This window comes from Nonomuraea sp. NPDC050680 (assembly GCF_040654555.1).
Taxonomy (GTDB): Bacteria; Actinomycetota; Actinomycetes; order Streptosporangiales; family Streptosporangiaceae; genus Nonomuraea.
Map to the genome: position 1 here is coordinate 1321020 of NZ_JBFAIF010000001.1, position 25450 is coordinate 1346469.

A 25450-nucleotide genomic window follows, 5' to 3' on the forward strand; every position below is an offset into this window, starting at 1 on the left:
TTGATCATCGACGGCTTAGAGTGGATGGGTGCTCAGGATGGTGCTGTCTTTGACCCTGCTCGACCCGACCGGCCTCGCGGAGGTCCCCCAGCGATCGATACCTCCGCGCAGGGTGCTGACACCGGACGGCGACCGCCTGGGGTACGCGCCGGTCGCCCGTCCTTACACCGGCGCGCAGCGGCTCATCGGGGTGCTGCTCGGGCGTGATCCGGTCAGCGGGACGACCGTGCTGTGCGGGGGCGCGGTGATCAGGTCGCGCAGCCGCAGCCTGGTCCTGACGGCCGCGCACTGCCTGTACCACGACGGCCGGCCGCTGCGGCAGGTCGTCTTCCTGCCGGGCTTCGACCAGGGCCGGCCGCCGTTCGGCGTCTGGCCGGCCGTGCGGACCTGGGTGCCCGATCAGTGGCGGGGCCGGCCGTACTCCGCCGAACTGCTGCCGTACGACGTCGGGCTGGTGGGGGTGATGCGGCGCGGCGGCACGCTGGAGGACGCGACCGGGCCCGGCCTGCGCCCGCTGGCCACCCGCAGGGGTACGTCGCTGCGCGGGCTCGACCTGCTCGGCTACCCGGCGGGGCGGCGCTATCCCGGCACCCGGATGTACCACTGCGTGGGGGACGCCAAAGAGGCCACCACCCAGGGGCCGGGCGTGCTGGTGACCCAGAACTGCCACGCCCCGTCCGGTGGCAGCGGCGGTCCGGCCGTGTACGGGGAGGAGGTGGCGGGTGTCGTGTCGTCCTCCAGCCCGATGAGCGACGCGGCCGGGTTCACGGTGCTGGCCCGGCTCGGTGGCCGGCCGTTCAGCCGGTTGCTGGCCGGCGCCGACACCTGGATGCGCCGCAGACAGCGCTCATAACGGCGGCCCGGCGCAGGCCGCGCTCATCACGGCGGCGGGGTGGTCACGAGGCGTTCGCCACGATGTCCTCGCAGATCGCGTGGCTGATCAGCGCGTCGTCCGCGCTGATCGTGCGGCCGTCGCGGACCGCGGCGAGGAACTCCAGGCAGATGCGCTCGATGCCGCGCTGCCGGGCGACCGGGACCCAGTCGGGCCGCCTGGTGAGCGTCTCGCCGCCCGCGTAGTCGATCACGTCGCCCAGGTTGACCACCCGGCGCTTGACGCCGTCGCCCATGACCTCGCAGGTCTCCTCTGTGGCCCCGCTGACGCGGTTCATGAGGCCGATGGCGGTGAAACCGTCGCCGGACAGCTCCAGCACGATGTGCTCGACCAGTCCGTCCTGGACGCGGGTCCTGATCCGGGTGCCGGTGACCTCGCCGGGCGCGAGGAAGCGGAGCGTGTCGACCACATGAATGAAGTCATCAAATATCGCCCGTCGAGGCACATCAGGGTATTTTTCGCGGTTCTTCGCCATCAGCACGAGGTGCCGAGGAAGGGCGAGAAGTTCGGTGTAGCCGGGGGCGTACCGGCGGTTGAAGCCGACCATCAGCGAGCGCTTCTTCGCCTTCGCCAGCCGTACGAGAGCCTCGCAGTCGGCCAGGTTGTCGGCGATCGGCTTGTCCACATAGACGTGTATCCCGGCGTCGAGCAGCGGCTCGACGATCTCGCGATGGGCCCCGGTGGCGGCGTGCACGAACGCGACCTCGACCCCGCTCTTGATCACGTCGTCCACCGAGCTGGACCGGGCGGCGATCCGGTAGGTGTCGCCGAGCCGGTCCAGGATCTTGCTGTTGCGCGTGCAGAGGTGCAGGTCGAGGCCCGGCTGGGCGGCGAGTACGGGCAGGTACGCCTTCTCCGCGATGTCGCCCAGGCCGATCATGGCTGTCTTCACGCCTCGAGCGTAGCCGCGAGCGCCTCGTCGATCGGCGTGGGCGCGACACCGAACGTCCGCTGGAAGGCCGAGGAGTCGAGCTCGTACGGCGCGGTGAACTGGTAGCGAACGTGCTTCAGTTCCCTGACCATCGGCGAGAACAGACCCATCGCCTGGACCAGCGGCCACGGCAGCGTGGCCAGCTTGGGCGCGGGCCGCCCCTCGATGGCCGCCATCCGCTCACCGATCTGGCGGAAGCTGAGCGGGTCGCTGGTGGGCACGTGCCACGGCCGCCCCCAGGCCCGCTCGTCGGTGCCCGCGACGATCAGCGCGTCGGCCACGTCGGGCAGGTAGGTCCAGCTGTGCGGGATGTCGGCCGGGAACACCAGCTGGATGGTCTTGCCCGCCCTGAACGGCACGAGGAACCGCCCGCCCAGATGTGACTGGTCGGTGGCGCCGGGGCCGAAGTAGTCGGAGCCGCGCACCTCGGTCGTCCGGATCCGGCCCGCCTTGTGCGCGGCCAGCGCGTCGTTCCAGATCTTCGCCCGCACCTGAGCCTTCGGAGTGGCCGAGGCGAGCGGCAGGTCCTCGGTCATCGGGCCCTTGACTGGGCCGTAGGGATAGAGGTTGCCCAGGATGACCAGCACCGCGCCCGTGGCCTCCGCCGCGCCGAGGAACGATTCGGCCATCGGCGGCCAGTCGGTCAGCCAGCGGTGATATTGCGGGTTGACGCAGTTGTAGAGGACGTCGGCGCCCTTGGCGACCTCCGTCAGCCGCGCCACGTCGGCGACGTCGGCCGCCACCTTGTGGACCCCGGCGGGGCCGCTGCCCGAGCGGGTCACCACGGTGACCTCGTGCCCCTGGGCCAGGAGCTTGGTGGCCAGATGCGTACCGACCTGACCGGAACCCACGACGATGTGCTTACCCATGATCAGACCTGCTTCCAGACGATGCGGAGGACCGCGTTGAGGACGAAGAGCGCCGCGAAGACGGCTGCCGGTGCGACCCGGCCCGCGGCGTAGAGCGCCAGGGCGCCGCCGCCGAACCAGAGGATCTCCAGGGCGACCCTGGCCAGGCCGGTCAGCGGGAACGTGGCATTGGCGCCACCGCCCGCACCGAACAGGGCCCAGGCGCCGATGAACAGCGCCACCCCGCCGAGCCCGGCGAGCAGCTTGATCGCCCAGTTGGGGCTGACCGTGAAGCCCCAATACGCCACGGAGACCAGAACCCCAAGCTCCAGGAAGAACATCAGAGCCATGTTGGCTCCCTTGGCGATGCTCAGCATCTCAACCTCCGTGTGACTGCCGTTCGCTTACAAGAGCAATGCTCTCCCATTAGAGCGGCAATCGTCAAGAGCAGTGCTCTCGTTTTTTCTCAGTGCTCTGATATGGTCGGAACATGACTGCGAGCCGTACCGCGAGAGAACGTGTCAGGGCCGAGCTGACCAAGGAGATCACCGACATCGCCCGCCGCCAGCTGGCCACCGAGGGCGCGGGCGGCCTGTCCCTGCGCGCGGTGGCCCGCGAGATGGGCATGGTCTCGTCGGCCATCTACCGCTATTTCCCCAGCCGCGATGACCTGCTGACCGCCCTGATCATCGACGGTTACAACGCGCTCGGGACAGCGGTGGAACGCGCCGACGAGGGCAGCCCGCCCGGCGACTTCGCGGGGCGCTGGCTGGCCGTCTGCCATGCCGTACGCGACTGGGCGCTGGCCCATCCGCACGAGTACACGCTGCTGTACGGCTCCCCCGTGCCCGGCTACCAGGCGCCGGAGGACACGATCGCGGCCAGGGTGCGGGATGTGGCGGTGTTCGGCCGGATCCTCGCGCAGGCGTACGAGGCGGGCGCACTGGCCCCGCCCGACCTCGCCCCGCCCGCCCCCGCCGCACTGTCGGCGGACGCGGCCAACCTACGCGAGATCATGCCCGGTGTCCCCGACGACCTGATCTTCCGTGGCCTCACCACGTGGACCGGCCTGTACGGCTGGGTCAACTTCGAGGTGTTCGGCCAGTTCGAGAACACGATCCAAGACAGGCGTGGGAGCTTCGAGCAGTCGGCACGCACGTTGGGCGCGCTGCTGGGCCTCAAGCCCGAGTGAACGCTCTGCTTGTCCGCCGGCTCAGGCCCGGGTGAACAGCGGGACCATGACCTCGTCGGCGATCTGCACGAGGAGCTCGTCCGGGATGGGCAGGCCCTGAAAGAGGAAGTGCTGCCGGAGCAGCGCCTGACCGGCGTCGAGCCGGCGCGGGGTCACGGCCTCGGGGGCGACCTCACCGCGCTCGACCGCGCGGCGGACGATCTCCCGCATCAGCCGCCTGCCGGTGCCCTGCGAGTTCTCCCGGAACGTGGCGGCCCGCGACTCGTCGCCCAGTGCCTCGCTGAGCAGCCCGCGCATCGCCTCACCCGCGGGACCGGCCAGCGCCTCGGCCGTCCGCCGCAACGCCGCCAGTACGTCGCCGCGCAGGCTGCCCGTGTCGGGGACGGACAGCGCGTCGGGCAGCACGTGATAGACGGCGTCCATGACCAGCTCGATGCGGGTGGGCCAGCGCCGGTAGAGCGAGGCCTTGCTGGCCCTGGCCCGCTCGGCGACACGCTCCATGGTCAGCCGGGCATAGCCGACCTCGGCGAGTTCGTCGAGGGTCGCCTGATAGATGGCGACGTTGAGCGCCTCGCCGCGCCGCCGCGGCAGCTTACGGTGGTCGGTGACCATGACAGGCATCCTATGAGGCCGCCGTGACGGTGCCCGCTGAAGCCGCGGTGACGGTGCCCGCGTCCCCGTCGACGGTCACCACCTGCCCGTCGGTCAGTGTGGACGTGCCTCCGGCCGTGCCCATGACGGCCGGGATGCCGTACTCCCTGGCGACGATCGCGGCGTGCGAGGCGCTGCCGCCGGTGTCGACGACGACGGCCGCCGCCCGCTGGAACAGCGGCGTCCACGAGGGGTTGGTGTAGGGGCAGACGAGCACGTCTCCGCTCGCCAGCCTGCCGAACTCGGCCGGGTCCCGGATGACCTTGACCGGCCCGGTGGCGGTGCCACCGCCGGCGGGCGTCCCGGTCACGATCGCGTCGCCCACGTGGCGGGCCGGGAAGATCGCGCGCGGGTCGATGAGCCGTACGCCCGACAGTTCCTCCCGCTTGGCCGCCCGCTGCTGCACGACCACACGCAGCCCGTCGAGGCGCGGATCGGACGCGGCCAGGCTGGGGGCGGGCAGGCCCGACGCGGGCAGGCCTGACGCGGGCAGGCCTGACGCGGGCAGGTCAGACGCGGGCAGGTCCTTGACCGACTCCAGCTCCTCCAGCCGCAGGTGAAAGACGTCCTCGGGCCGCTGGAGCACGCCCGCGTCGCGCAGCCGGGCGCCGATCTCCAGCAGCGATCTTCGCAGGACGGGCAGCGGCAGCGTGAAGTAGAAGTGGCTGTCCTCGCGGAACGCGACACCCGCGCGCGCCGCCTCGACCCAGCGCGCGATCGCGGCCCGGCGGCGCGCGCCACGCAGCAGCGGGTGGCGCAGCAGCCGGTCGCGCGCCCGGTCGGCAGGGGCGGGCGAAGGTGACCCGCCCGCGAGCGCCCTGAGCATGCCGAGAACGGTCTCCGGTGCTTCCCCCCAAGTGGGCGGTGTGACCAGGATCGGGCTCGCCGTCTCGCGGTGCCCGTACTCGGCGAGGAAGTCCCGCAGCTTCGCGGCGAAGCCCGCGGGCATCGGGTCCGCGTCGAGCGCTCCCGTCGCCCGCGCCTCCTCAGCCAGGTCCTCCAGCGCCTGGTTGGCGTCGGACGTGCGGGTGCGCGCGCCGGTGATCAGCTCGCCGAAGAGCGCGCCGCGGCGCAGTGCCTTGACCACCAGCAGCAGCCGTAGCAGCGCCAGCCCGGAGGCGGGCAGGTAGTCGATGCGCAGGTCGGTCACCGGCTGAACCAAGTCGAGCGCCTGCCGGGGCACGCGGATCAGCTCCGGCCAGGGCATCGACGTCAGGTCGCGGGCGGCCAGCTCCAGGTTCGCGGCCAGGAACGCCTGGAAGCGCCGATCCTCGGTCCACCGTGCGGGGTCGTGGCGCCTGGCCCGCCTGACGAGGCGGAACGGGGTGGCCGGCAAGCCGGCCGTGAACCGCGGCGAGGGCGGCACGAACCGGTAGACGACACCGTCCTGCTCATGGAGGAAGCCCTCGAACACGCCCCGGATGCCGAAGGCCGCCGTGACCTGGGCCATCATGCCCGCCGGACCGTACGGCAGCCAGGTCGTCATGTCGATCGGGTAGGGGCGTACGGGCAGGTATTCGAGCAGGATGGTGCCCAGCTTGCGTTGGAAGGGATTGAGCCGCCCGACCGGTGGAGGCGGGAGCGCGGTCATGGGGCGGGCCTGGACCAGGCTCACCCGGCCGCCCGCGTAGGCCCACTCGATGTCCTGCGGGCGGCCGAAGTGCGCCGCGACCTCCCCGGCCAGGCGGGCCAGCTCGCCCAGCGCCTCGCGAGGCAGCGCCTCGCCCTTGGTTCGGTTCCCGGTCTCGTGGACGACGCCGCCGCCGGCCGTACCGCGAATGACCACCTCGCGGCGGCCCGGTGTGAACGCGGTGACCCGCCCCGAGGCGTCGAGCACATAATGATCAGGGGTGACGAGCCCCGAGACGACGGCCTCGCCGAGCCCGGTGCTCGCGTCGACGACGATCTGCGCGCGGTCGCCGGTGACCGGGTTCGCGGTGAACAGGACGCCGGCCGCCTCCGACTGGACCATGTTCTGTACGACCACCGCGATGCGGACCTCGGCCGGGTCGATGGCCAGCTTGTCGCGGTAGGCGACGGCCCGCTCGGTCCAGAGTGAGCCCCAGCACCGGCGGACCGCGTCGACCAGCGCCTCCTCGCCCACGATGTTGAGGTAGGTGTCCTGCTGCCCGGCGAACGCGGCCCCCGGCAGATCCTCCGCGGTGGCGCTGGAGCGGACCGCCACGGGCCCGCCGCCGAGCTCGGCGTAGGCTTCGGCGATCGCCTCGCGCAGGTCCGAGGGGATGTCCACGTGTTCGAAGTACGTACGCGTGTCATGCCCGTCGGCGACCAGCCCGTAGGCGGCGGTGGTCACGACGAAGCCGTCGGGGACGGGGAAGCCGTTGCCGATGAGCTCTCCCAGGTTGGCCCCCTTGCCACCGGCGAGCGACAGGTCTTCCCGCCCGAAGGCTTTCAGAGGTGCGACAGGTTTCATGATCTCTCCTCGGCGTACGCGGTGGTGCGGAGCGGACGCGCCGGGATCGCCAGCGCGAGAAAGAAGGCCACGGCCAGCAGCGGCGCCATGGCTGCGAAGACCGATGGCACGGCCTCGGCGAAGGCCGTCCGGACGCTGTCCGGCAGGTCGGACGCCTCGGTGGCGGCGATGCCGGACCTCAAGGTGATCAGCGCCCCGACCACCGCGACCCCGGCCGAGGCGCCGATCTGCCGCATGAACGTCACTGCCGAGGTCGCGGTGCCCAGATCGGCGTAGTCGACGGCGTTCTGCGTGGCCAGCACCATGACCTGCATGACCAGCCCGACGCCGAGCCCGACGAGCAGCATCACGGCGGCGATCGCCACCGCCCCGCCGCGGTCGCCCACGATCCCGAGCAGCGCCAGCCCGGCCGCCGCCACGGCCGTACCGGCCACCGGGTAGGGCTTGTAGCGTCCCGTCCTGGTGATGAGCCTGCCGGAGATGATGGTGGTGGTCAGCACGCCCGCCATGAGCGCGGTCACCAGCAGGCCCGCGTGGGTGGCGGTGGAGCGCAGCGCGATCTGCAGGTAGGCGGGCATGTACGCGATCGTCCCGAACAGTGCGAACCCGACGAGCAGGCTGATCGCCACGGGTATGGCGAAGGCGCGGTCGCGGAAGAGGCGCGGCGGCAGGATCGGATCGGCGGCATACCGCGCGCTCATGGACCACGCCGCCACCCCCGCGAGGGATAGGGCGAGGAAGGCGAGGTGCCTGGTCTGCCCCAGCATGACCACGCCGACCACGGCCACCGCCAGCGTGACCGCGCCCGCGAAGTCGATCGGCGCGCGGTTGTCCGGCTTGGGCTTGGGCAGCCGCAGGGTCGCCGTCAGCACGACCAGGGCGAGCAGCCCGAGCGGCGGGTAGATCGCGAAGATCCACCGCCAGCTGAGCCGGTCGATGAAGAGCCCGCCCAGCAGCGGGCCGCCAACCGCGGCGACCACGTAAGCGGCGCCGATCAGCCCCAGGTAGCGGCCGCGCTCGCGCGGGCTGACGACCTCACCGATGATCGCCTGCGCCCCGATCATCAGCCCGCCGCCGCCAACACCCTGCACCGCACGGAACACGATGAACTGCGGCATCGAGGCGGCCACTGAGCACAGCACGGCGCCGGTGACGAAGATGACGATCGCCGCCTGCATCATCGGCTTGCGCCCGTACCGGTCGCCGAGCTTGCCGTACAGGGGCATCACCACGGTGGCGGCGACCAGGTAGGCGCTGATCACCGCGGGCATCTGGTCCAGCCCACTGAGACTGCCCGCCACGGACGGCAAGGCGGGAGCCATGATCGTCTGATCCAGGGCACCGAGCAGCATCGCCAGCAGGAGACCCGGCAGCACGAACCGCATATGCCAACCCCCTTAGAGAACTTGACGTTCTCTAAGAAGCATAGAGTTCGGCCTATAGAAACGCAACGTTCACTAATGCCCACCAAGAGGCGCGGCGGGCTCGCCACACCCTTGGGGTCTGGCGCCGGCGCTATCGCCACACCCTTGGGTCTGGCACCGGCGCTATCGTTACGGCGTGACCACCCCGGCGGCGGAAGCCGACATCGACGACGACGTTGTCGACCGCCTGATCCGCACGCAGCACCCGGATCTGGCGGGCCCGCTGACCCTCGTCGCCAACGGCTGGGACAACGTCATCTATCGCCTGGGGACGGACCTGTCCGTACGCCTGCCGCGCCGCCAGGTCGCCGTCGACCTCATCGTCAACGAACAACGCTGGCTGCCGGACTTGGCCGAGCACGTCGAAGTCGCGCTGCCCATACCCGTCAGGGTCGGCGTGCCCGGCGAGGGCTACCCGTGGCCGTGGACGATCGCACCCTGGTTCGAGGGCCAAACGGTTGCCCACGTGCCACCGTCCGGCCGCTCCGGCATCGCCGTCCCACTGGCCGACTTCATGACCGGCCTCCACCGGCCCGCACCGCCTGACGCACCACACAACCCTGTCCGCGGCGTCCCGCTCGCCCACCGCGACGAAGCGGTACGGCACCGCCTGCGGTCCATTCCCCGAGCGGCCGATCTTCTCCCCCTCTGGGAGCAGCTGGCCGCCCTCCCGCCCTGGCAGGGCCCCGCGCTCTGGCTCCACGGCGACCCACACCCAGGGAACCTCCTGCTCAACGGGGAAGGGCTGGCGGCCGTCCTGGACTTCGGCGATCTCACCAGCGGTGATCCCGCCACTGACCTGGCCGCCGCGTGGCTGGTGTTCGACGAGAACGCGCGCGAGGTCTTCCGATCACGCTTGGACGCCGACGAGATGACCTGGGAGCGCGCAAGGGGCTGGGCCCTTGCCATAGGCACTGCTCTGGCCGCCCACTCGGCCGATGATCCCAGCATGGCGGCCATTGGCGAACACGTCCTCGACCAGGTGCTTCTTCCCTAGCGGCAGGCGCGTTCGATGCCGTCGGGTCCAGATCATGCGGCCCGGCGAGGAAGGAAGCCGATGGTCAGGTCCGCGTCCAGCGCGGCGGCCAACCGCCCCAGGGATGCCACGGTGATGTTGCCACCACCCGTGTCCAACAGGGATACCTCCGATCGGGTCATCCCCGCACGCTCAGCCAGCTCCGTCCGCGACAGACCAAGAGCGACGCGCCGGTCGTAGACAAGCCGGCCGAGTCGCTGCTCGACCTCTACCCCTTCACAAAACCGTGCGTACTCGGAGTCGGTCACCTCACCGGCGAGGCGGCGATGCCGGATCGTCTGCCACTCACTGTGCCCCGCTCACAGAACCTCCTTGAACTTTGCGGATTGCCCCCGATGAGGGCCGAACGGGGTGCGCTCATCGGGGGCCGGCCCGGCCTGGAGCTACGGGGGAAGATCCCTGCCGGACGTTCTGCGGCGGCTCCGCCGCTCCCCCTTCCCGAGAAGCAGAGCCGCCTGATCTGGGCTGGCTGTGCGATCAGCCATGACCCTGTCCTTGGACCGGCTCGGAGACCGATCCGGAGACCAGTTCGGAGACCGATCCGGAGACCGGTTCGGGAGCGGACGGGAAAGGGGAGCGAGGAACCGATCGAATGGCGCACCAGACGGAACGGCCCAGCCCGCGACCGTGTTCGCGGATCCCCCAGTCCTGGGAGATCTCGCGGACGATCAGCAGGCCACGGCCATCCTCAGCCTCCGGCTCCTGCCGGACGTGCGGCCCGGAGAACATGGAACCGGGATCGCGCACCTCCAGGTAGACCATCTCCTCCGTGGCGGTGAGGGTGACTCCGATGAAGTCGTACGGCTTGGCGTCGGAGTGACGGAGAGCGTTCGTCACGAGCTCGGACACCGCCAGTACGACGTCGTCCACCGCCGGATGATCGTCCCCGAGCCAGCCGCGCACTTCAGAGCGGGTTTGCGAGACGGATTCGCGAATGCCGGCCAGCTGGATCGAACCGATGACCCTCGGCTCCGCGCTCACTGCTTTCATGGCTTCACCCACTCGAAGAAGTCGGCCTCGATCGGCCTTCCAACCATCCCTCGCTTTAGCTACAGTCGGTAGTCAGTTGACTTCGATAAGCCATCAACCGTTTCACTGAAAGCCTCGTTGAAACGGTGAGGATCATCCAGGAGGTCAGGTGCCGAAGGAAAGTGAACTATGTCCCGCTGACTCACCGACCGCGCTCTTCGGCTTCGAACTGCGGCGACACCGGAAGGCCCGGGGTTGGTCCCAGATCCGCCTGTCAAAAGCGGTGTCCTACTCCGTCGGGACGATCAGCATGATTGAAACAGCCAAGCGGTCACCGACGGAGGAGTTCGCCCGCCACTGCGACGAGGCACTGGAGGCGGAGGGGGCGCTGATGCGACTCTGGCCGATGGTCAGCCACGCATCGGCTCCTCCATGGTTCCGGCCCTGGCTCGACGTGGAGGCGACGGCGGAGGCGATCCGAACCTGGGAACCGCTGACCGTGCCCGGCCTACTCCAGACCGAGGACTACGCCCGAGCGATGCTGAGCGGTGAGCCCGGCGTGACGTCGGAGGAGATCGAGGAGTACGTCATCGCGCGCATGGAACGCCAGTCAATCCTGCGGCGGCCCAAGCCGCCCATGCTCTGGGTGGTCCTCGACGAGGGAGTTCTACACCGCCCGATAGGCAGTCACGCAGTGATGGCCGCACAACTCGCGCGCCTTCTCGAGGTCGGCCAGACACCCCGGACCACCATCCAGGTTTTGCCTCGTAGCGCCTATTCCACAACCGGCCTTCTCGGCGGCTTCGCCATCAGTCAAGCACACGGAACCCCTGACACGGCATACGTCGAAGCCGCTTCCAACGCCCAGGTAACCGACTGGACAGAGAGCGTGAGAACCCTAGCATTCAGGTATGAGGGAATCCGCGCCGAAGCGCTCTCTCAGCGCGAATCCATGAAATTGATCGAGGAGACGATGCAGCAATGGACGAACTGACCGAAGAACTGCGTGCGGCCACATGGACCAAGTCCTCCTACTCGGGCAGCAACGGAGGCAACTGCGTTGAGGTCGCCGAACTCCCCAGGGGACGCCGAGGCGTCCGCGACAGCAAAAACTCAACCGGGCCGGCGCTGGTCTTCAACACAGGTGAATGGGACGCGTTCATCAGCGGCGTGAAGAACGGCGAGTTCGACTAGCCCTCCCCACTCATCCTGCGGGGCAAGGCTCCAATCCTTCCCCGCAGGCCACATAACAACACGAGAGCAACATCACACCAACCGAATACCCCAAGTTTCTCAGCCACGGCGGCTCTATCGCCCGCCGTGGCTGCTTTCGTGAGACTGCTCGTGACTGCGTCCAATACTCAGACGACGTTACAATCAGCCTGCGGGGCAGGGTACTAAGTCTCCCTCGCAGGCCACATAAATAGCGCCTAAACCATCAGCGCGCTAACCGCAGGTTCAAAACTTCAGGCCTGACCGTCGAACGCCTCGTTCAGCAACAATGCCCTCAACACAGCGGCCCTGTTATCTGCCAGGATCGATTTCACGAGACCGTTTGCGACCCCGCCCAGTACTCGGACAGTGCACTCCTGGACGTCATCTTAATATTAATATACAGATATGAGGGAATTCGCTTCGAAGCACAACCCCTGGAGCCGATCAAGGAGACGCTACAACAATGGACCAGCTGACACAAAGCTAGAAACAGCCACATGGCGCAAATCCAGCCGATCGGGAAGCAACGGCGGCAACTGCCTTGAAATCGCCGAACTACCCGGCGGGCACCGAGGCGTCCGCGACAGCAAGAACCCACCGGCCTGGCGCCGGTCTTCACCCCAGGAGAATGGGACGCGTTCCTCGACGGAGTGAAGAACGGCGAGTTCGACTAGCCCCTCAAGCCAGATAGCTACTCACATACAGCACATCCGCCCTTTACACAACCATTGCTCCTCCGTAATCACACTTGTAACATAACGTCGTCCATGTTGATCTTCGAAAGGACGGCCGAGTGATGCGCAGACCCTTAGTCTCACGCAACCGATGGTTACCGATCGCAACCGGATGTGCCATGGTGCTAAGCACTCTGGTTGCCCTCCAATCCCCCGCCGCCGCAGCACCACCCGCCGCCTCGCCCCTCGTCGAGGAAGACTCCAAGAAACCGGTGGAGCTCTTGGGAGCCGCCACCGAGACCATGCGCGCCACCCGTCACCCCGGTGGCCGCGTCACCGTCGAGACCTGGTCTCAGCCGGTACGCGTCAAGCAGCCCACCGGAGCCTGGGCCTGGATCGATACCACGCTGACCGAGCAGAACGGCGTTATCCGGCCGAAGGCCGCCAAGACCGCCACAGAGCTGTCCGGCGGCGGTGCGGACAGGCCTCTGGTGACGTTCCACCCCAGGGACTCGCAGTCGGTCAGTCTCGGCTGGCCCACACCGCTCCCGCGGCCCACGATCCAGGGCAACAAAGCAACGTACGCTGATGCTGCCGGACTAGGCACTGACCTCGTACTCACTGTGCTGCCCACAGGTTTTCGCCAGGAGATCATCCTGCGAGCCAAGCCCGCCAAGCCGCTCAATGTCAAGCTCTCGGTGAAAGCCGACGGCCTCAAGCTTCGAACCCGCAAGGACGGGCGGATCGAGCTGGCCGACACATCGGGGGCAACGGTCACACAGGTTTTCCACCCCACCTTCTCAGCGATTCCGAGTCGGGGCAAGCAGGCCGCCGCCAAACTGCGCGAGTCCAGGCGCGTCAAGACCACGCTGACCACGGGTAAGGATCAGCAGTCCCTGGTGATCGCACCCGACGCCTCCCTATTCGATGACCCCTCGGTGAAGTATCCGGTCACCATCGGCTCCGCCCTCACCACGTTAGGCGTGGACGTGGACGTCGCCGATGACGGCTACGCGGGCGACCCGACCCGCGCGGTCCTCACCGCAGGCACTATCTTCGGCATCCCGAACAGGGCCTACCTGCGATTCGACACGAACGCGTTCATCGGCAACAACATCGTCGACGCCAAACTCTCCCTCCTGAACGTCGACGCCCCCGGGTGCGGCGACATAGTCGGCGACGGCATCCAGGTGCGCCGGGTGACGAGCAGGTGGAACGGGGACGACCTCACATGGGCCACCAAGCCCTCCTCCACGGATGAGGGGGCGCAGACGGTCACCAAGGCCTTCGGGCCGGAATGCGATCCGGGCCGCATCGAATGGCCCATCACCGACCTCGCGAGCAGCTGGGCCGCCGGAAGCGGCAACTTCGGCCTGGAACTCCGGGCCGCCGACGAGGCGAGCGGCGATGACAACTGGCGGATGCTGGCCTCCGCGGAGTACGGAGGGCCAGACGAGACTCCAAAGCTCACGGCCACATTCGAGAGCTTCGGGGAACGCACGATCGTGCACCCGGCGGGCAGCGACGGCGTCGAGGTGTTCACCGCACCCGCCCTCTGGCGCCGCAGCCTCCCTATGGCCGAAGCCCAGGCACACGCCCTCGACGTCGCCGACACCCGCGTGGCGTCGTACTCCTCGGCGCTGGCGCCGCCACTGGTCGACATGGTGACAGGCGAGGTCATCACGCCGGCGACCACCGCCGAAGGCACGGGCGTCGCGACACCCGCGCTGGCTGGAACCGCCTATCTCAACAACGGCGGCGCCGAATGGAGCGGAGAGGGCGAGTTCGAGGGAGCGCTGGAATCCGATGAGGACGGCGATGGCGTGCCTGCCGTCGGCGAACCCTTCACCTTTAATCCGCGTGTCCCGATGGTGACCAACAGCGCGGCCAGGCTCAACAGCATTTCCACCGAGATCCTTCGCCTCGACCCGGAGATCCCGGGAGCCGACAAGCTCATCGCAGCCTCGATCTGGGAAGAGCGTAACCAGGTCATGGTCCAGGCCAGCGAAGTGACGCCCGAACTGCGGCTGGGGCTGGCCCAGCGGTATGGCGCGACGACGGTCTCCATCTGGCTTCGGCCGGGTGTGACACGACCCGTTCCCACCTGGGATCCACCGAAGGATCCAGACGTCTCCACGTGGAAGTGCCCGCTGAACGAGAGCGGCAAGGAGCGTGACTGCCGACTCAAGGACGGCATCACCGGCAAGACGATCGCCGACCTCGACCTCTACATCAACGGCGGAAGTCGCTTCGTGACGCCATCCGGCGGAGGTTGCTCAACAGGCTTCGCCTGGGGCAACCAGAGCGACAATTACTACATCACTGCCGGGCACTGCATTCCTTATGGCCTGCCGGCCGGAAGTAAGGTCCTACTCACCGACCGGACGAACAAACTGGGCGAATCTGCAGGATCAACCTGGAAAGACGGGGCCAATGGAGGCACCGTCACACTTCCCAACGTCGGCTTCGCCGGCGACCTCGCCCGCATCAAGCTGACAACCCGGCAGCACACTGCGTCCATCTTCGCTGGGCCCGCCCTCTCCGGGTACACCAAGCGCGAAGTCGTGGGCAAGTGGACCCGCAGCCCAAGGAAGGGTGACCGATACTGTACCGGTGGGTATAAGACCGGCGAACAGTGCGGCTGGGTCATCGATGACCCCGACGCCGTGGCTGAGTACGAGGAAGACCAGCTCACCTGGCCCGTCGCCGAAGGAAGCCGCAGCGGCAAATGCACCTGGCCCGGCGACTCGGGTGGACCTGTCTACACCATCATCGAGAACGGAAAGCCCGGCGCCGGCAAGGTCATCGCAAAGGGAATCGTCAGTGGGGGGAGCGACGCCGAAAGCGTTCCGGCGCCCTTCGGCTGCAACCAATTCTTCACAGACATCAGGCTGGCGGCCAAGGCGTTCGGCGGCGATGTCAAGAAGCGCAAGCTCTCCTGAACCGGGAACGACCAAGATGCCCCGTGTGCGCAACATGGCAACGAGCACAACCCTCGCGATGACGTTCGTCCTCCTGCTGAGCGCATGCGGCCAGCAAGCGCATTGGTTCGGCATCGAATTCGCGAAGGTATCGGAGGATGGGCACACGATAACGGCCACATTCATGACCAGCCCGCCCGACTCCAAGGGTGTGTTCTGCACCAAGGTCACGAACACAGCCCTAGCGGAAAGCCCCACTCAGGTGACCATAGGAATCGAGGTCAGAAACGACTGCGAACCGCTGTTCCCCTGGGAGAAAGGACGGATCACGTCAGCCGTGGCATACCCAAGAGAACAGCGGTTTCTGCTGAAGGAGCCGCTGGCGGGCCGCCGCCTCGTTGACCAGGCGACTCACCAGGATGTTTTCAGAACGAAATAGCCAATAGTTGCTGTGCGAGCCTTGTCCATGGCGCTCGCACAGCAACTGCCCACAGCGTGAACGCCCATCCGCGCAGACCGCTCCGGCTCACCGGCAGTGGCACCCGCCTTGAGACTGCGGGCAGGCGCTCGACCAAGAGGCCGTCTAGCGTCTTCTTTCGGGTTTCCCAGGCGCGCCAATGCCGTTTAGATAAGGGTTTGCGCTGGTAGTGTCCGCCGGATGGTGGAGTGGATCAAGGTCGGTGGGTCGGGCTGGCTGACGGATCTGGTTGGGCTGGGGGCGTTGACGTCGCTGGTGCCACGGCAGGTCCTGGACGAGGCAATCGAGCTGCACGGATGCCGCGAGGAGCGGGTGCGGAAGCTCCCGGCTCACGTGGTCGTCTACCTGCTGATGGCGCTGTGCCTGTTCGCGGACGATGACTATGAGGAGGTCGCGGAGAAACTGACCGGTCTGCTCGCTGCCATGCCGGGATCCCAGTGGGAGCCACCGACGCGCGGAGCGATCACCCAGGCCCGGCAGCGCCTGGGGGCCGAGGTCGTCCGGGAGGTGTTCGAGCGGGTTGCGCGCCCGGCTGCGACACCGGTAACCGCGGGAGCGTGGCTGGGACGCTGGCGGTTAATGGCGATCGACGGGTTCACCCTTGATCTGCCGGACTCGGCGGCGAATCTGGCCGAGTTCCCCAATGACAGCGCGGGCGGGTACGAGACCGTGTACCCGCAGGCCCGGGTCGTGGCGATCAGTGAGTGCGTCTCGCACGCGATCGTCGCGGCGGATGTGTCGGGCTGCTGGGACAGCGAGCAGACCCTCGCCTACTCGTTGTACGGGCGGTTGACGCCCGAGATGTTGCTGACCGCCGATCGCGGCTTCTACAGCTTCTACGCATGGCAGTACGCGTCCTCGACCGGGGCGCAGCTCCTGTGGCGGGTCCAGGCCGGGCTCCACCCGTACTGGCTGAAGGACTTGGAGGACGGGTCCTGGCTCGCGGTCATCACCAAGCCCACCAAGCTGCGCAGCGGCCAGAAGGACCGGCTGCGTGAGGACGCCCGCCTCGGCCGCGACCTCAACCCTGATCAGGCGGTGATCGTCCGTGTGGTCGACTACACAGTGCCCGATCGCAAGGGCGACCACATCCGCCTCATCACGACCATCCTCGATCCCGAGGAGGCGACCGCGCAGCAACTCGCCGCCTGTTACCACGAGCGCTGGGAAGCCGAGACCGGGTTCGCTCAGCTGAAGATCCACCTACGTGGTCCCGGCAGGATCCTGCGGTCCCGGACCCCGGACCTGGTCCGGCAGGAGATCTGGGCCTACCTCCTCACCCACTGGGCCCTGGCCACCCTGATCTGCACCGCCGCCACCGCGGCCGGAGTCGATCCCGACCGGATCAAATTCCTGGCCACCCTCCGGATCGTGCGCCGCTCGGTCACCGACCGAGCGGCCTTTGCCCCCTGAACCCCAAGATGGCCTCTGGGATGAGCTCTGGGCCAGAACCGTCCACCAGGTTGGCCGGCCCCGCAACCGCAACCCCGAACGCCGCCACCGCACTTACCCTCGCTCTGTCAAACGCACCCGACGCAGCAGCTACCGCGAACGACGCCCGAGCGACAAAGGCATCCGCCATGCTGGGCCACCCACCGTCCAACTCCTGTCCACCACCCGAGCCACCAGGCCCAAATGATCTATCTAAACGGCATTGGTCCGGCGGACATGATCTTCCCGTCAACGACGGTGTACTCGTCAACCATCCAATCGCGGTTCCACCCGACCGTTTTAGCTGGGATGTTCAACGAGCATCCGTCGGATTTCATTCTCAGCGTTAAGTATGCCCTGATCAGGAAAAACATCTCATTCCACAACAAAACGCGGAAGAGCCAAGCCTTTCACCGAGGTTAAGCTTGTTTTGTTGATGCGATGTTGATTACCGTAGGACGCCGCCTCCCGATCTGTTCTGGTACTGCGAGCCGTACAAGGGGATCATCTTGGCCGACCTCGATCGCCAGGCGATGCGGGCCGTTGCGGAGCGGATCCAGCGACTGTCCGACGCGCACTGGTGGACGCTCGACCCGTCCTGCCGCCTGATGGAGAACGCCGCATGGGTAGGGCCGACGGGCGTTCGGTTCGACGCTCAGGTCCACGCCGATCAGCGGGAGCTACGGGACATGCTCACGCAGGCCGTACACAGTGCGAACCAGAAGCTGGCCTCGCTTCAGGACGCTCCATGACGGAGTTCACCGGCGTCAAGCCGGCCGAATTCGACACGATGGCGAGCAAGCACACCGAGACCGCCAGGCAGCTGGAGGAGCTGGCGCACGCCCTGCACAGCGAACTGCAGAGCGCCGGGCTCGACACTTCTCCGGCGGCGCGGCTGCGGCAGTTGGCCGGACGGGTCACCACGCAGGCCGAGGACCTGCGGCGGCGGCAGAAACTGGTTCACGAGTTGCAGCGGCAGAAGGTCACCTTCGGCATGAGCACGGCCGCCGGGAGCTTCCTCGAGATGCCCGATGGTCTGGAGGCCGCCAAGGGGCTACTGGACGGAACCCTGGCTGGTCGCGCCGCGCTGACCGCTGCGGACGGGGACGCCAAGGCACTGGCCGAGCTGCAGAAATACGCGTCGCGGACCGGGGATGCGGAGTTCGTCAAGGCGTTCCTGGGCACGCTGGGCGCCCAAGGTGTGACGCGGCTGCCCGGCTCGCTCGCCGCGCGGCTGCGCGACGCCAGGACCCACGGCGACTCCGATCGCCTGGCCGAGCTCTCCGGCCAGGGCAAGGGGGCTCTGCGCATGCTGAGCACGGCTCTGGCCAAGGGGACCGATCCGAAAAATCCCGCGTACGTGGGCGCCGGTTTCCTCAAGGACCTGGTGAGGGAGGGCCGAGCCGAGCAGAAAGCCGGCGACACGAAGTACACGGGCTACCAGGCCCAGGCGCTCATCTGGCGTGCCCACGACGGGAAGCCACCGTACTCGAAGGAGTTCATGGAGGTCGTCGGGCGCGACGTGATCGTCTACGAGTACGAGCAGCGTAAGGACGAGTGGGCGGCCAGCAAGGATCTGCTGGGCCGGATGTTCGCGGGAGCCCAGGTTCCCATAGTCGACCTGGCCGGCGCGCTCGGCCTTGGCACCATGCTGAGACCGGGAACACATGCGGGCAATCCCGGCGCGAAGGCCATGTCATCACTGGTGGACGACCTCTTCCACGCGGCGAAGTCCAGCCGAGAGGCGTCCCACGCCCTGCTGGACCACACTCCGGCTGGGTGGCAGGAATCCGTGCTGGACTATCTGCTGACGACCCGGTGGGGTGCCTCTCGTCATCTGGGCGACTACGCGCCGTTCAATAACCTGCTGGTTACTTCGACGACTGGCCGGGATGCGACTTCCCGGAAGCTGGCTGCCGAGATGATGAAAACCGTCGCCGACGAGGTCCGCCCTGCCTTCGGCAAAGGGGAGAGCGGCAATCTGGAGATAACGGACAGGGGCACGTTCGATCGTTTCGCACCCCTGAGCTACCCCCTGGCCCGCGCGATCGCGGCCAACATCGGCCAGCTCTCCAACCTAATCCTTAACCATGCGACTTTCGGCAAGGTTGCGGCCACGGACATGTCCTATGCGCTGGTGCTGGCCGCCTCACACGACGCCGGGTTCGAGGCCCTGGTTAGAGCACAGACTGAACATATGCGAGCGGCGCTGGGCACCGTGCCTCCGGTCGGTCTAAACGCTTCCAACGCCGAGCGGCTCGGTTTCACGAAGGCCGATGTCAAGAAGTTCGACTTCGACAAGGATGGACGGGTCGACACGGCGGACATCACGCACTTTCTGGTTAACCGGACCGTGGCGGCGGCACGTCCCTTCACGTTCATCGTAGAGATCCGCCGCCAGGTGCTGATCGCCCAGGGGTTGGACGACAAGAAGGCGGACGAAGCGCTGAAGACCATGGTGGGCGACGCGATTGGGCTGCTCCCGGTGCCGGGAGCCAAACAGGCGTGCGAGCTGGCCACCGGCGCCTTCGGCAAGCTGGTCAGCACCACATACGACAAGTTCGCCGGAGCCGCGTATGACGAGATCGCCAGCCAAGTCGCCCAGCAGATGTCCGAACACCGGCGAGGATTGGACGACACCTACCGCACGGTGGCGGACAATCGGCTGGCGGTGGAGAGACTAGCGGAGCAGATGGTCGCCACAGCCATGCTAGACAAGGGTTTGCTCGAGAGACTTGTCCTGGAAAAGCACTCATTCACGGCTGGAACACCGCGCACGATCAAGCCCTTCGCCGAGATGACACCGCAGGAATACAGCCAATTCCTCGCGTGGACTCGCGAAAGCGGAGGAAGCAACGACCTCCTCGATCGCTTCCACAACACCTTTCGCACCACCACTGAGGTGGACGACTATCTCGATCTTGAGATCCCGGCCTCTTCCGGAGGTGGCAAATGAGGTGTTCTCGCCTGCCCGTCGCTCTGATTGCCTTCGCATTGCTCACCGCAGCCTGCACCCCGGAAAATGACATCGTCTCCGCACCGGTCCCAGCCCCCCAGCCGGTCGCAGATTCCGCGCCATACCTCTGCAAGATCATCCCTGAGCAGGCATTTCGCCTAGTCAGCGGCGTGACCGGCCCCCTAGCGGAGAAGACTGACGGCGGTCAGAGGGACAGCGATTGCTGGGCGCCGGATACAACTCCTCGGCCGCTGGAGGTGAGGTGGATGCAGGAGGGCGACGGGATGCCTCGAGAGCAGCTGGACTTTGTGCTAAACGACAGGCAGCAGGTCTACAGCAGGCACGGCGGAGTCAAGCTCCCTACCGATCTTGGTGACGGCCTGGCCGCATACCTGCCGAATGCACCGTTCGCTGACCAGCCGTACCGAGTTGTCGCGAAGTTTCGCTGCGACAGAAAAGAGCATCTGATCACTATCTACCTTGCCCAGGTCGCTAAAGGCAGGGACGCGATCAAAGACATGACCGAGCTCATGCGCATCGCCCAAAAACGCTACGGCCACCTCTACAGCTGCACTACCGGCGCCTAGCAAGCCGCCCCGCCGCCAGCGCCCAGCCAGCCCGTACCGTTCCGAAATGTCCCACCCGGGGGCGCACTCGCTCGCCCCCGCCATCGGACACAGGTGGATCTCCGCCACACCGCGAGGGATAAAACCACACCCGATTCTGACCACCCACCGTCATCGACGACAACTCTTTGCGACCATGTGCTCACACAGTGGTTTCGGCCGCCAGGGCTGGGATCCTTTTAGCTACCGAAAAGGTAGGGTCACATGAACGAAGAGGCGGAGAGTCGCGACGCGAAACGCCGCGCGGCAGCCGTCGAAGCGACAGCGCGTCCCCGTAAGGGGGCCTCTAGCGGCTCCCGCGGGCGGCGCCAACATGCGAGCCTCCCGACAGACGGCTGCCCATGCGCGGAAGGCATGCACGCCGCCATCGCCTCAACAGCGGTCGCCGTTGCCCAGATAAAAGTTGAAATCGCCAGCATCAAGGCGGAGATGTCCCAGGACGTCGCAGCTCTCGGCGACGAGATCGCCGGCCTTCGCCGGCACACCCACGAGCAGCTCACCTCCCCTCAGTCCCTGATGCTGGGCAAACTCGACTCCCTGCAGCGGACGATGACGGACGTGGGACTCACACTCGATCGGCTGCTGGACAAGGACGGCGCCTAGCGACGAACAGGTCCGGAGCGCGGGAATGATGAAGGGTGTTGAGGACCGATGTGATGACGGACCTCAACACCCTTTTCACGGCGTCCACGCCGCCGCCTCATAACGCAAGCCGGCCCGGTTGCCCGGCCAAGGTCGCGTGACGAGGCGACTAGCTGGCGAAGCCCGCGATGAGCCCGATAGTGAGGGCGGTGCGCTCGGGGATGTATTCGACGATGGCGTGTTCGCCCCGGGAGTGGGATCCCGCTCCGACGGGACCCAGTCCGTCGAGGACGGGACGGCCCAGGGCTGAGATGAAGTTGGCGTCGCTGGCCCCGCCGACGCCCGCCTCGCGGAGGTCCCAGCCATGCTCGATCGCCACCTTGTACGTCCTGGCGTACAGGTCCTGGGAGGCGGGGTTGGGTGTCATGGGTGGCCGGTTCCACTCCCCGGAGAGCGCTACGGAGACCCGGGGGTCGGGGGCGCGCAGCGAGGTGAGTGCGGCGTTCACCCGGGCCATCTCGGCCGGGTCGGACACGCGTACGTCGATGCCGCAGGTGGCCTGGCCTGCGGTGACGTTGGTGCCGGTGCCGCCGCTGACCAGGCCGACGTTGACCGTCGTGCCGAGCGAGGGGGCGCCCAGGGCGGCGATCTGGGTGATCAGGTCGGCCATGGCGTGGATGGCGCTGGCGCCGGCGGTGGGGTCGAGGCCGGCATGGGCCTCGATCCCGGTGACGGACAACTGGAAGATGCCGACGCCCTTGCGGGAGGTTTTGACCGCGCCGTCTATGGCACCCTCGAAGACCAGGCTGGCCAGCGCCCCGGCGCTGGCCGCCTCGATGCGGGCGCGGGAGGCCGGGCTGCCGATCTCCTCGTCGCCGTTGAACAGCAGGCGGACCGTGGGATGCGGCAGGCCCAGCTCGCGTAGCCCGCGTACCGCCCAGACCGCCTGGACGAGGCCTGTCTTCATGTCGAAAACGCCAGGTGCGCTGATGACGCCGTCGGTCACCTGCCATGGCCAGTCGGCGAGGGTGCCGACCGGCCACACGGTGTCGTAGTGGCCGACCAGCAGGACGAATCCGGGGGCGGTGCCCTGGTAGGTCAGCTCCAGCACGTCGCCGTGCCGGCCGCCGTCGTGACGGGTGAACTCGTCCGGCTCCCCGGCGCGGTCCACCGCCCAGCGGAAGATCGCGTCGAGTGCCCCGTCCAGGAGCTGCTTGTCGTTGCTCGGGCTTTCCAGCTCGACGAGCATACGCAGGTCGTCGAGCATGGAGGGGAGCGCCTGACGGGTCCACACGGGAGCCGGTGTCACTAAAGGATCCTTTCGCTTTGGACGGGAGTTAGGAGGGAACGCCGGGGCCCAGCGGGATGCCGAGTGCCCACCACGCCAGGAAGAACAGCGTCCAGACCACGAGCATGATCAGGCACAGAGGCATGGTGAGGGCGATCAGCGTGCCGATGCCGGCCGATTTGCGGTAGCGCTGGATGAAGCCGAGGACCAGCACGAAGTAGGGGCTCATCGGGCTGAGTGCGTTGGTGCAGGAGTCGGCGATGCGGTAGACCGCCTGGGTGGCCTCCGGCGAGATCTTCAGCAGCATCAGCATCGGCACGAAGACCGGGCCGACCAGCGCCCACTGGGCGGAGCCGCTGGTGATCAGCAGGTTGATGAAGGTGACGAGGATCAGGATGCCGATGAAGATCATCGGACCGTTGATCCCGGCGGACTTCAGCAGGTCCGCGCCGTTGATCGCGACGATCGTGCCGATGCCGGTCCACTTGAAGTAGGCCAGGAACTGGGAGATGGCGAAGAACAGCACGAGGACCGGCGCCATCTCGCGCATGCCCTCGGCCATGAACGCGGGGACGTCGTTGCCGCTCTTGATGGTGCCGGCGACGCGGCCGTACACGATTCCGACCAGGAAGAAGGCGATGCCGAGCATGACGGAGATCGCGTTCAGCAGCGGGCCGGTGACCAGGCTGCCGCCCTCGCCGCGTAGCGGGGAGTCCGCCGGGATGATGGACAGCGCGATCAGCGCGGCGATCGCCAGCAGCGCGACGCCGGACCAGCGCAGCCCGCGCCGCTCCTTGTCGGACAGCTCCAGCGCGCCGAGGTCGCCCACTTCGGCGTCCTCGTCGATCGGCATGCTCGCCGCCCGCTTGGTGAGGATCGTCTCCGTCACCACGGTGATGACGATGGACAGCACGACCGACGAGCCGATGGAGAAGAAGTAGTTCGCGAGCGGTGTGACGGTGTAGCTCGGGTCGATGGTGTGCGCGGCGTCGGTGGTGATGCCGCCCAGGATGACGTCGAGCGGGGTGACCACCGGGCTGGCGTCGAAGCCGGCCGCGACCGAGACGAACGCGACCACGACGCCGACGATCGGGCTGCGGCCGACCGCGTAGAAGGCCAGCCCGCCCAGCGGGATCAGCACGATGTACGCCGAGTCGGCGGCCACGTGGGAGACCATGCCGGTGAAGGCGAGCGCGAACGTGACCCACCGGGCCGGCACGCGGGAGACGCCCCGGCGCAGGACCGCCGAGAGCAGCCCCGCTCTGTCGGCCACCGCGACGCCGAGCATGACCACCAGGATCGTGCCCAGCGGGGGGAAGGTGGTGAAGCTCTTGATGGCGTCGCCGAGCATCAGCGTGACGCCCTCGCTCGACAACAGGTTCTTCACCGCGACGGTCGTCTTGTCGGCGGGGTTGACCGCCGACACTCCGGCCGCCGACAGGATCCAGCTCAGCGCCATGAGCACGACGCTCAGGATGATGAAGAGCCAGAACGGATGAGGCAACTTGTTACCGGCGCGTTCGACGCTGTTCAGCACGCGCATGGTCACGTTTAAAGCACGTGATTCTTTCTCAGCGGACACGGTCGTCATGGAGACCCGGTCATCCTTTCTTGGTCGTTTCGCCAGAGGCACAGACCGAACGCGAAAGATGCCCCGTCTCTTTATTGCGAGTCCGCACCTGCGGGCCATACTTTAACGGCGGCAGGATCATCTCGCAATAGCTATTTGTCAAGGATGTCTCACCAGTTGAGAGCCGGTATGCAGGCATGCTGAATCGCCCGAACGAGGTCGGGTGTCAAATGAATTTCGACAAACTTAAGACGCCTATAACATTCAGCCGACAAGCCAGCGACTGAGATAGAAGGCGACAATTCCGACTGCTGTCACGAGCAGGAACCTCTTCGACACCAGACCCACGGCGAAGGTGACCACGCCGCCTATCAGATAAGGGTTCGTCAGGGTCAGCTCGACGCCGTCTCCCGAGGGCGCGAGGACGGCCGGGAACACCAGTGCGGCCAGCACGGCCGGCGGCGTGTACCTGAGCAGCGTCTCGGCCAGCGGCGGCATCTCCCTGTCGGCGAAGAGGGCCAGCGGCAGGTAGCGCGGCAGGAAACTGCACAACCCCATGCCGAGGATCAGCAGCGCCATACTCATCGGGCGATCTCCTTCGTCCTCGTCTTCGCCGCGTACTCGCACGCGGCCCCCACCACCGCTCCCACTACCGCGGCCAGCACGACGCCGAGGTTGTACGGCAGGTCCCGCGCCAGCATCACGGTCACCCCCGCGGCGCAGATGGCCGCGGCCACGCGCCAGTTCGCCAGCCCGATCGCGAGCATGGCGATGAACATGGCGGTCACCGGGAAGTCCAGTCCGAGCCCCCGCACGTCCGGGACGGCCGAGCCGAGGGACATGCCGACCGCCGTGCACAGCATCCAGGTGACGTACAGCAGTGAGGACGCCCCGAGGAAGAACATGTGCTTGTTGTGGGTGAGTTCGCCCTTCCTCAGCCGTTCGATCGCCACGAAGAAGACCTCGTCGATCAGCCCGAACCCGAGCAGCACCCGCCAGCGCTGGGGCACTTCCTTGATGTACGGGATCAGGATGGTGGAGTAGAGGAGCATCCGGAGCCCCAGGATGAGCGTGGTGAGGATGATCGCGGCCCAGCCCGTGCCGCCGGCGATGAGGGCGAAGCCGACGAACTGGGCGGTGCCGGAGTTCACGGCCATCGCCAGGCCCAAGGTCGCCCAGCCGGAGAGCCCGCTCGACAGTCCGAGGACGCCTCCGGCGATGCCCATGGGTATGGCCGAGGCGAGGAACGGCACCATGCTCCTCGCTCCGGCGAGGTACTGCTGGCCGGGTGTCAGCGGTGTGACCGCCTGGGGGGTGTTCGTGGTGGTCATG

The 25450-nt window shown here is 67.4% G+C and carries 25 protein-coding genes; 13 read left to right on the top strand and 12 right to left on the bottom strand.

Annotation, left to right across the window (positions count from 1 at the left end):
* Nucleotides 1–28 precede the first annotated feature (28 nt).
* On the top strand, nt 29–853 hold the full coding sequence (locus tag AB0H88_RS06035; protein ID WP_357641751.1) for a hypothetical protein: 825 nt from the start codon (nt 29–31) through the stop codon (nt 851–853).
* Between the two features lie 43 nt (nt 854–896).
* Here the strand turns inward: AB0H88_RS06035 and AB0H88_RS06040 are convergent, their stop codons facing one another.
* From AB0H88_RS06040 to AB0H88_RS06050, 3 genes are read right to left on the bottom strand one after another with little or no spacing between them, the layout of a single operon-like run.
* Nucleotides 897–1784, bottom strand: a complete 888-nt coding sequence (locus tag AB0H88_RS06040; RefSeq protein ID WP_357641752.1) for a Gfo/Idh/MocA family oxidoreductase — start codon at nt 1782–1784, stop codon at nt 897–899.
* Nucleotides 1781–2692: an NAD-dependent epimerase/dehydratase family protein gene (locus AB0H88_RS06045; protein WP_357641754.1), complete on the bottom strand. Its 912-nt coding sequence runs from the start codon at nt 2690–2692 to the stop codon at nt 1781–1783. The genes AB0H88_RS06040 and AB0H88_RS06045 overlap by 4 nt, the downstream gene beginning before the upstream one ends.
* A gap of 2 nt (nt 2693–2694) precedes the next feature.
* Entirely contained in the window at nt 2695–3048 is a 354-nt protein-coding gene (locus AB0H88_RS06050) for a YrdB family protein (protein ID WP_357641756.1), read from the bottom strand.
* 113 nt (nt 3049–3161) lie between these two features.
* Here AB0H88_RS06050 and AB0H88_RS06055 point away from each other — a divergent pair, with 113 nt between their 5' ends.
* Nucleotides 3162–3863, top strand: coding sequence for a TetR/AcrR family transcriptional regulator (locus AB0H88_RS06055; protein WP_357641758.1), 702 nt, complete (start codon nt 3162–3164; stop codon nt 3861–3863).
* A gap of 21 nt (nt 3864–3884) precedes the next feature.
* Here the strand turns inward: AB0H88_RS06055 and AB0H88_RS06060 are convergent, their stop codons facing one another.
* From AB0H88_RS06060 to AB0H88_RS06070, 3 genes are read right to left on the bottom strand one after another with little or no spacing between them, the layout of a single operon-like run.
* Entirely contained in the window at nt 3885–4484 is a 600-nt protein-coding gene (locus tag AB0H88_RS06060) for a TetR/AcrR family transcriptional regulator (RefSeq protein ID WP_357641760.1), read from the bottom strand.
* Between the two features lies 1 nt (nt 4485).
* Nucleotides 4486–6948, bottom strand: a complete 2463-nt coding sequence (locus AB0H88_RS06065) for a PEP/pyruvate-binding domain-containing protein (protein WP_357641762.1) — start codon at nt 6946–6948, stop codon at nt 4486–4488.
* Complete coding sequence (locus AB0H88_RS06070) at nt 6945–8333, bottom strand: MFS transporter (protein WP_357641764.1); 1389 nt, start codon at nt 8331–8333, stop codon at nt 6945–6947. The genes AB0H88_RS06065 and AB0H88_RS06070 overlap by 4 nt, the downstream gene beginning before the upstream one ends.
* 175 nt (nt 8334–8508) lie before the next feature.
* On the opposite strand from AB0H88_RS06070, the gene AB0H88_RS06075 reads away from it, so the two are divergent.
* Nucleotides 8509–9369 carry an aminoglycoside phosphotransferase family protein gene (locus tag AB0H88_RS06075; protein WP_357641766.1) on the top strand — a complete coding sequence of 287 codons (861 nt, stop codon included), beginning with the start codon at nt 8509–8511 and terminating at the stop codon, nt 9367–9369.
* A gap of 32 nt (nt 9370–9401) precedes the next feature.
* On the opposite strand, the gene AB0H88_RS06080 is transcribed toward AB0H88_RS06075, so the two are convergent.
* Together AB0H88_RS06080 and AB0H88_RS06085 are read right to left on the bottom strand one after the other, a co-directional pair.
* The gene (locus AB0H88_RS06080; protein WP_357641768.1) at nt 9402–9656 is read right to left on the bottom strand and encodes a helix-turn-helix transcriptional regulator; all 255 of its coding nucleotides are present in this window, start codon (nt 9654–9656) and stop codon (nt 9402–9404) included.
* 229 nt (nt 9657–9885) lie between these two features.
* Nucleotides 9886–10398 (bottom strand): ATP-binding protein, encoded by a 513-nt coding sequence (locus AB0H88_RS06085; RefSeq protein ID WP_357641770.1) that lies wholly within the window; start codon nt 10396–10398, stop codon nt 9886–9888.
* 148 nt (nt 10399–10546) lie between these two features.
* On the opposite strand from AB0H88_RS06085, the gene AB0H88_RS06090 reads away from it, so the two are divergent.
* The 10 genes from AB0H88_RS06090 to AB0H88_RS06135 all read left to right on the top strand — a co-directional run bounded on the left by AB0H88_RS06090 (nt 10547) and on the right by AB0H88_RS06135 (nt 21281).
* The gene (locus tag AB0H88_RS06090; RefSeq protein WP_357641772.1) at nt 10547–11371 is read left to right on the top strand and encodes a helix-turn-helix transcriptional regulator; all 825 of its coding nucleotides are present in this window, start codon (nt 10547–10549) and stop codon (nt 11369–11371) included.
* Nucleotides 11359–11571 carry a DUF397 domain-containing protein gene (locus AB0H88_RS06095; protein WP_357641774.1) on the top strand — a complete coding sequence of 71 codons (213 nt, stop codon included), beginning with the start codon at nt 11359–11361 and terminating at the stop codon, nt 11569–11571. Before AB0H88_RS06090 ends, AB0H88_RS06095 begins: the two co-directional genes overlap by 13 nt.
* A gap of 426 nt (nt 11572–11997) precedes the next feature.
* Complete coding sequence (locus tag AB0H88_RS06100) at nt 11998–12246, top strand: DUF397 domain-containing protein (protein WP_357641776.1); 249 nt, start codon at nt 11998–12000, stop codon at nt 12244–12246.
* A 199-nt stretch (nt 12247–12445) separates the two neighbouring features.
* On the top strand, nt 12446–15208 hold the full coding sequence (locus tag AB0H88_RS06105; RefSeq protein WP_357641778.1) for a DNRLRE domain-containing protein: 2763 nt from the start codon (nt 12446–12448) through the stop codon (nt 15206–15208).
* A 25-nt stretch (nt 15209–15233) separates the two neighbouring features.
* Nucleotides 15234–15626 carry a hypothetical protein gene (locus AB0H88_RS06110; protein WP_357641780.1) on the top strand — a complete coding sequence of 131 codons (393 nt, stop codon included), beginning with the start codon at nt 15234–15236 and terminating at the stop codon, nt 15624–15626.
* 219 nt (nt 15627–15845) lie between these two features.
* The gene (locus tag AB0H88_RS06115) at nt 15846–17078 is read left to right on the top strand and encodes an IS4 family transposase (RefSeq protein WP_357641782.1); all 1233 of its coding nucleotides are present in this window, start codon (nt 15846–15848) and stop codon (nt 17076–17078) included.
* Between the two features lie 527 nt (nt 17079–17605).
* Entirely contained in the window at nt 17606–17848 is a 243-nt protein-coding gene (locus AB0H88_RS06120; protein WP_357641783.1) for a hypothetical protein, read from the top strand.
* The gene (locus AB0H88_RS06125) at nt 17845–20052 is read left to right on the top strand and encodes a hypothetical protein (RefSeq protein WP_357641785.1); all 2208 of its coding nucleotides are present in this window, start codon (nt 17845–17847) and stop codon (nt 20050–20052) included. The genes AB0H88_RS06120 and AB0H88_RS06125 overlap by 4 nt, the downstream gene beginning before the upstream one ends.
* Nucleotides 20053–20318: 266 nt before the next feature.
* Complete coding sequence (locus tag AB0H88_RS06130; RefSeq protein ID WP_357641787.1) at nt 20319–20639, top strand: hypothetical protein; 321 nt, start codon at nt 20319–20321, stop codon at nt 20637–20639.
* A 468-nt stretch (nt 20640–21107) separates the two neighbouring features.
* Nucleotides 21108–21281 carry a hypothetical protein gene (locus AB0H88_RS06135; RefSeq protein WP_357641789.1) on the top strand — a complete coding sequence of 58 codons (174 nt, stop codon included), beginning with the start codon at nt 21108–21110 and terminating at the stop codon, nt 21279–21281.
* A gap of 148 nt (nt 21282–21429) precedes the next feature.
* Here AB0H88_RS06135 and AB0H88_RS06140 read toward each other — a convergent pair whose 3' ends face one another.
* The 4 genes from AB0H88_RS06140 to AB0H88_RS06155 all read right to left on the bottom strand — a co-directional run bounded on the left by AB0H88_RS06140 (nt 21430) and on the right by AB0H88_RS06155 (nt 25449).
* Nucleotides 21430–22569 carry a M20 family metallopeptidase gene (locus tag AB0H88_RS06140; protein ID WP_357641791.1) on the bottom strand — a complete coding sequence of 380 codons (1140 nt, stop codon included), beginning with the start codon at nt 22567–22569 and terminating at the stop codon, nt 21430–21432.
* 28 nt (nt 22570–22597) lie between these two features.
* Nucleotides 22598–24091, bottom strand: coding sequence for an AbgT family transporter (locus tag AB0H88_RS06145; RefSeq protein ID WP_357642014.1), 1494 nt, complete (start codon nt 24089–24091; stop codon nt 22598–22600).
* 291 nt (nt 24092–24382) lie between these two features.
* Complete coding sequence (locus tag AB0H88_RS06150; RefSeq protein WP_357641793.1) at nt 24383–24697, bottom strand: AzlD domain-containing protein; 315 nt, start codon at nt 24695–24697, stop codon at nt 24383–24385.
* Nucleotides 24698–24699: 2 nt separating this feature from the next.
* Nucleotides 24700–25449 (bottom strand): AzlC family ABC transporter permease, encoded by a 750-nt coding sequence (locus AB0H88_RS06155; RefSeq protein WP_357641794.1) that lies wholly within the window; start codon nt 25447–25449, stop codon nt 24700–24702.
* Between the last annotated feature and the right edge of the window lies 1 nt (nt 25450).

Bases quoted from the DNA above. Each gene is read 5' to 3' on its own strand.
- AB0H88_RS06045 (WP_357641754.1), bottom strand. From the start codon at position 2,692: ATGGGTAAGCACATCGTCGTGGGTTCCGGTCAGGTCGGTACGCATCTG.
- AB0H88_RS06050 (WP_357641756.1), bottom strand. From the start codon at position 3,048: ATGCTGAGCATCGCCAAGGGAGCCAACATGGCTCTGATGTTCTTCCTG.
- AB0H88_RS06055 (WP_357641758.1), top strand. From the start codon at position 3,162: ATGACTGCGAGCCGTACCGCGAGAGAACGTGTCAGGGCCGAGCTGACC.
- AB0H88_RS06060 (WP_357641760.1), bottom strand. From the start codon at position 4,484: ATGCCTGTCATGGTCACCGACCACCGTAAGCTGCCGCGGCGGCGCGGC.
- AB0H88_RS06065 (WP_357641762.1), bottom strand. From the start codon at position 6,948: ATGAAACCTGTCGCACCTCTGAAAGCCTTCGGGCGGGAAGACCTGTCG.
- AB0H88_RS06070 (WP_357641764.1), bottom strand. From the start codon at position 8,333: ATGCGGTTCGTGCTGCCGGGTCTCCTGCTGGCGATGCTGCTCGGTGCC.
- AB0H88_RS06085 (WP_357641770.1), bottom strand. From the start codon at position 10,398: ATGAAAGCAGTGAGCGCGGAGCCGAGGGTCATCGGTTCGATCCAGCTG.
- AB0H88_RS06095 (WP_357641774.1), top strand. From the start codon at position 11,359: ATGGACGAACTGACCGAAGAACTGCGTGCGGCCACATGGACCAAGTCC.
- AB0H88_RS06100 (WP_357641776.1), top strand. From the start codon at position 11,998: ATGAGGGAATTCGCTTCGAAGCACAACCCCTGGAGCCGATCAAGGAGA.
- AB0H88_RS06105 (WP_357641778.1), top strand. From the start codon at position 12,446: ATGGTGCTAAGCACTCTGGTTGCCCTCCAATCCCCCGCCGCCGCAGCA.
- AB0H88_RS06115 (WP_357641782.1), top strand. From the start codon at position 15,846: ATGGTGGAGTGGATCAAGGTCGGTGGGTCGGGCTGGCTGACGGATCTG.
- AB0H88_RS06125 (WP_357641785.1), top strand. From the start codon at position 17,845: ATGACGGAGTTCACCGGCGTCAAGCCGGCCGAATTCGACACGATGGCG.
- AB0H88_RS06130 (WP_357641787.1), top strand. From the start codon at position 20,319: ATGCAGGAGGGCGACGGGATGCCTCGAGAGCAGCTGGACTTTGTGCTA.
- AB0H88_RS06135 (WP_357641789.1), top strand. From the start codon at position 21,108: ATGTCCCAGGACGTCGCAGCTCTCGGCGACGAGATCGCCGGCCTTCGC.
- AB0H88_RS06145 (WP_357642014.1), bottom strand. From the start codon at position 24,091: ATGCGCGTGCTGAACAGCGTCGAACGCGCCGGTAACAAGTTGCCTCAT.
- AB0H88_RS06150 (WP_357641793.1), bottom strand. From the start codon at position 24,697: ATGGCGCTGCTGATCCTCGGCATGGGGTTGTGCAGTTTCCTGCCGCGC.
- AB0H88_RS06155 (WP_357641794.1), bottom strand. From the start codon at position 25,449: ATGACCACCACGAACACCCCCCAGGCGGTCACACCGCTGACACCCGGC.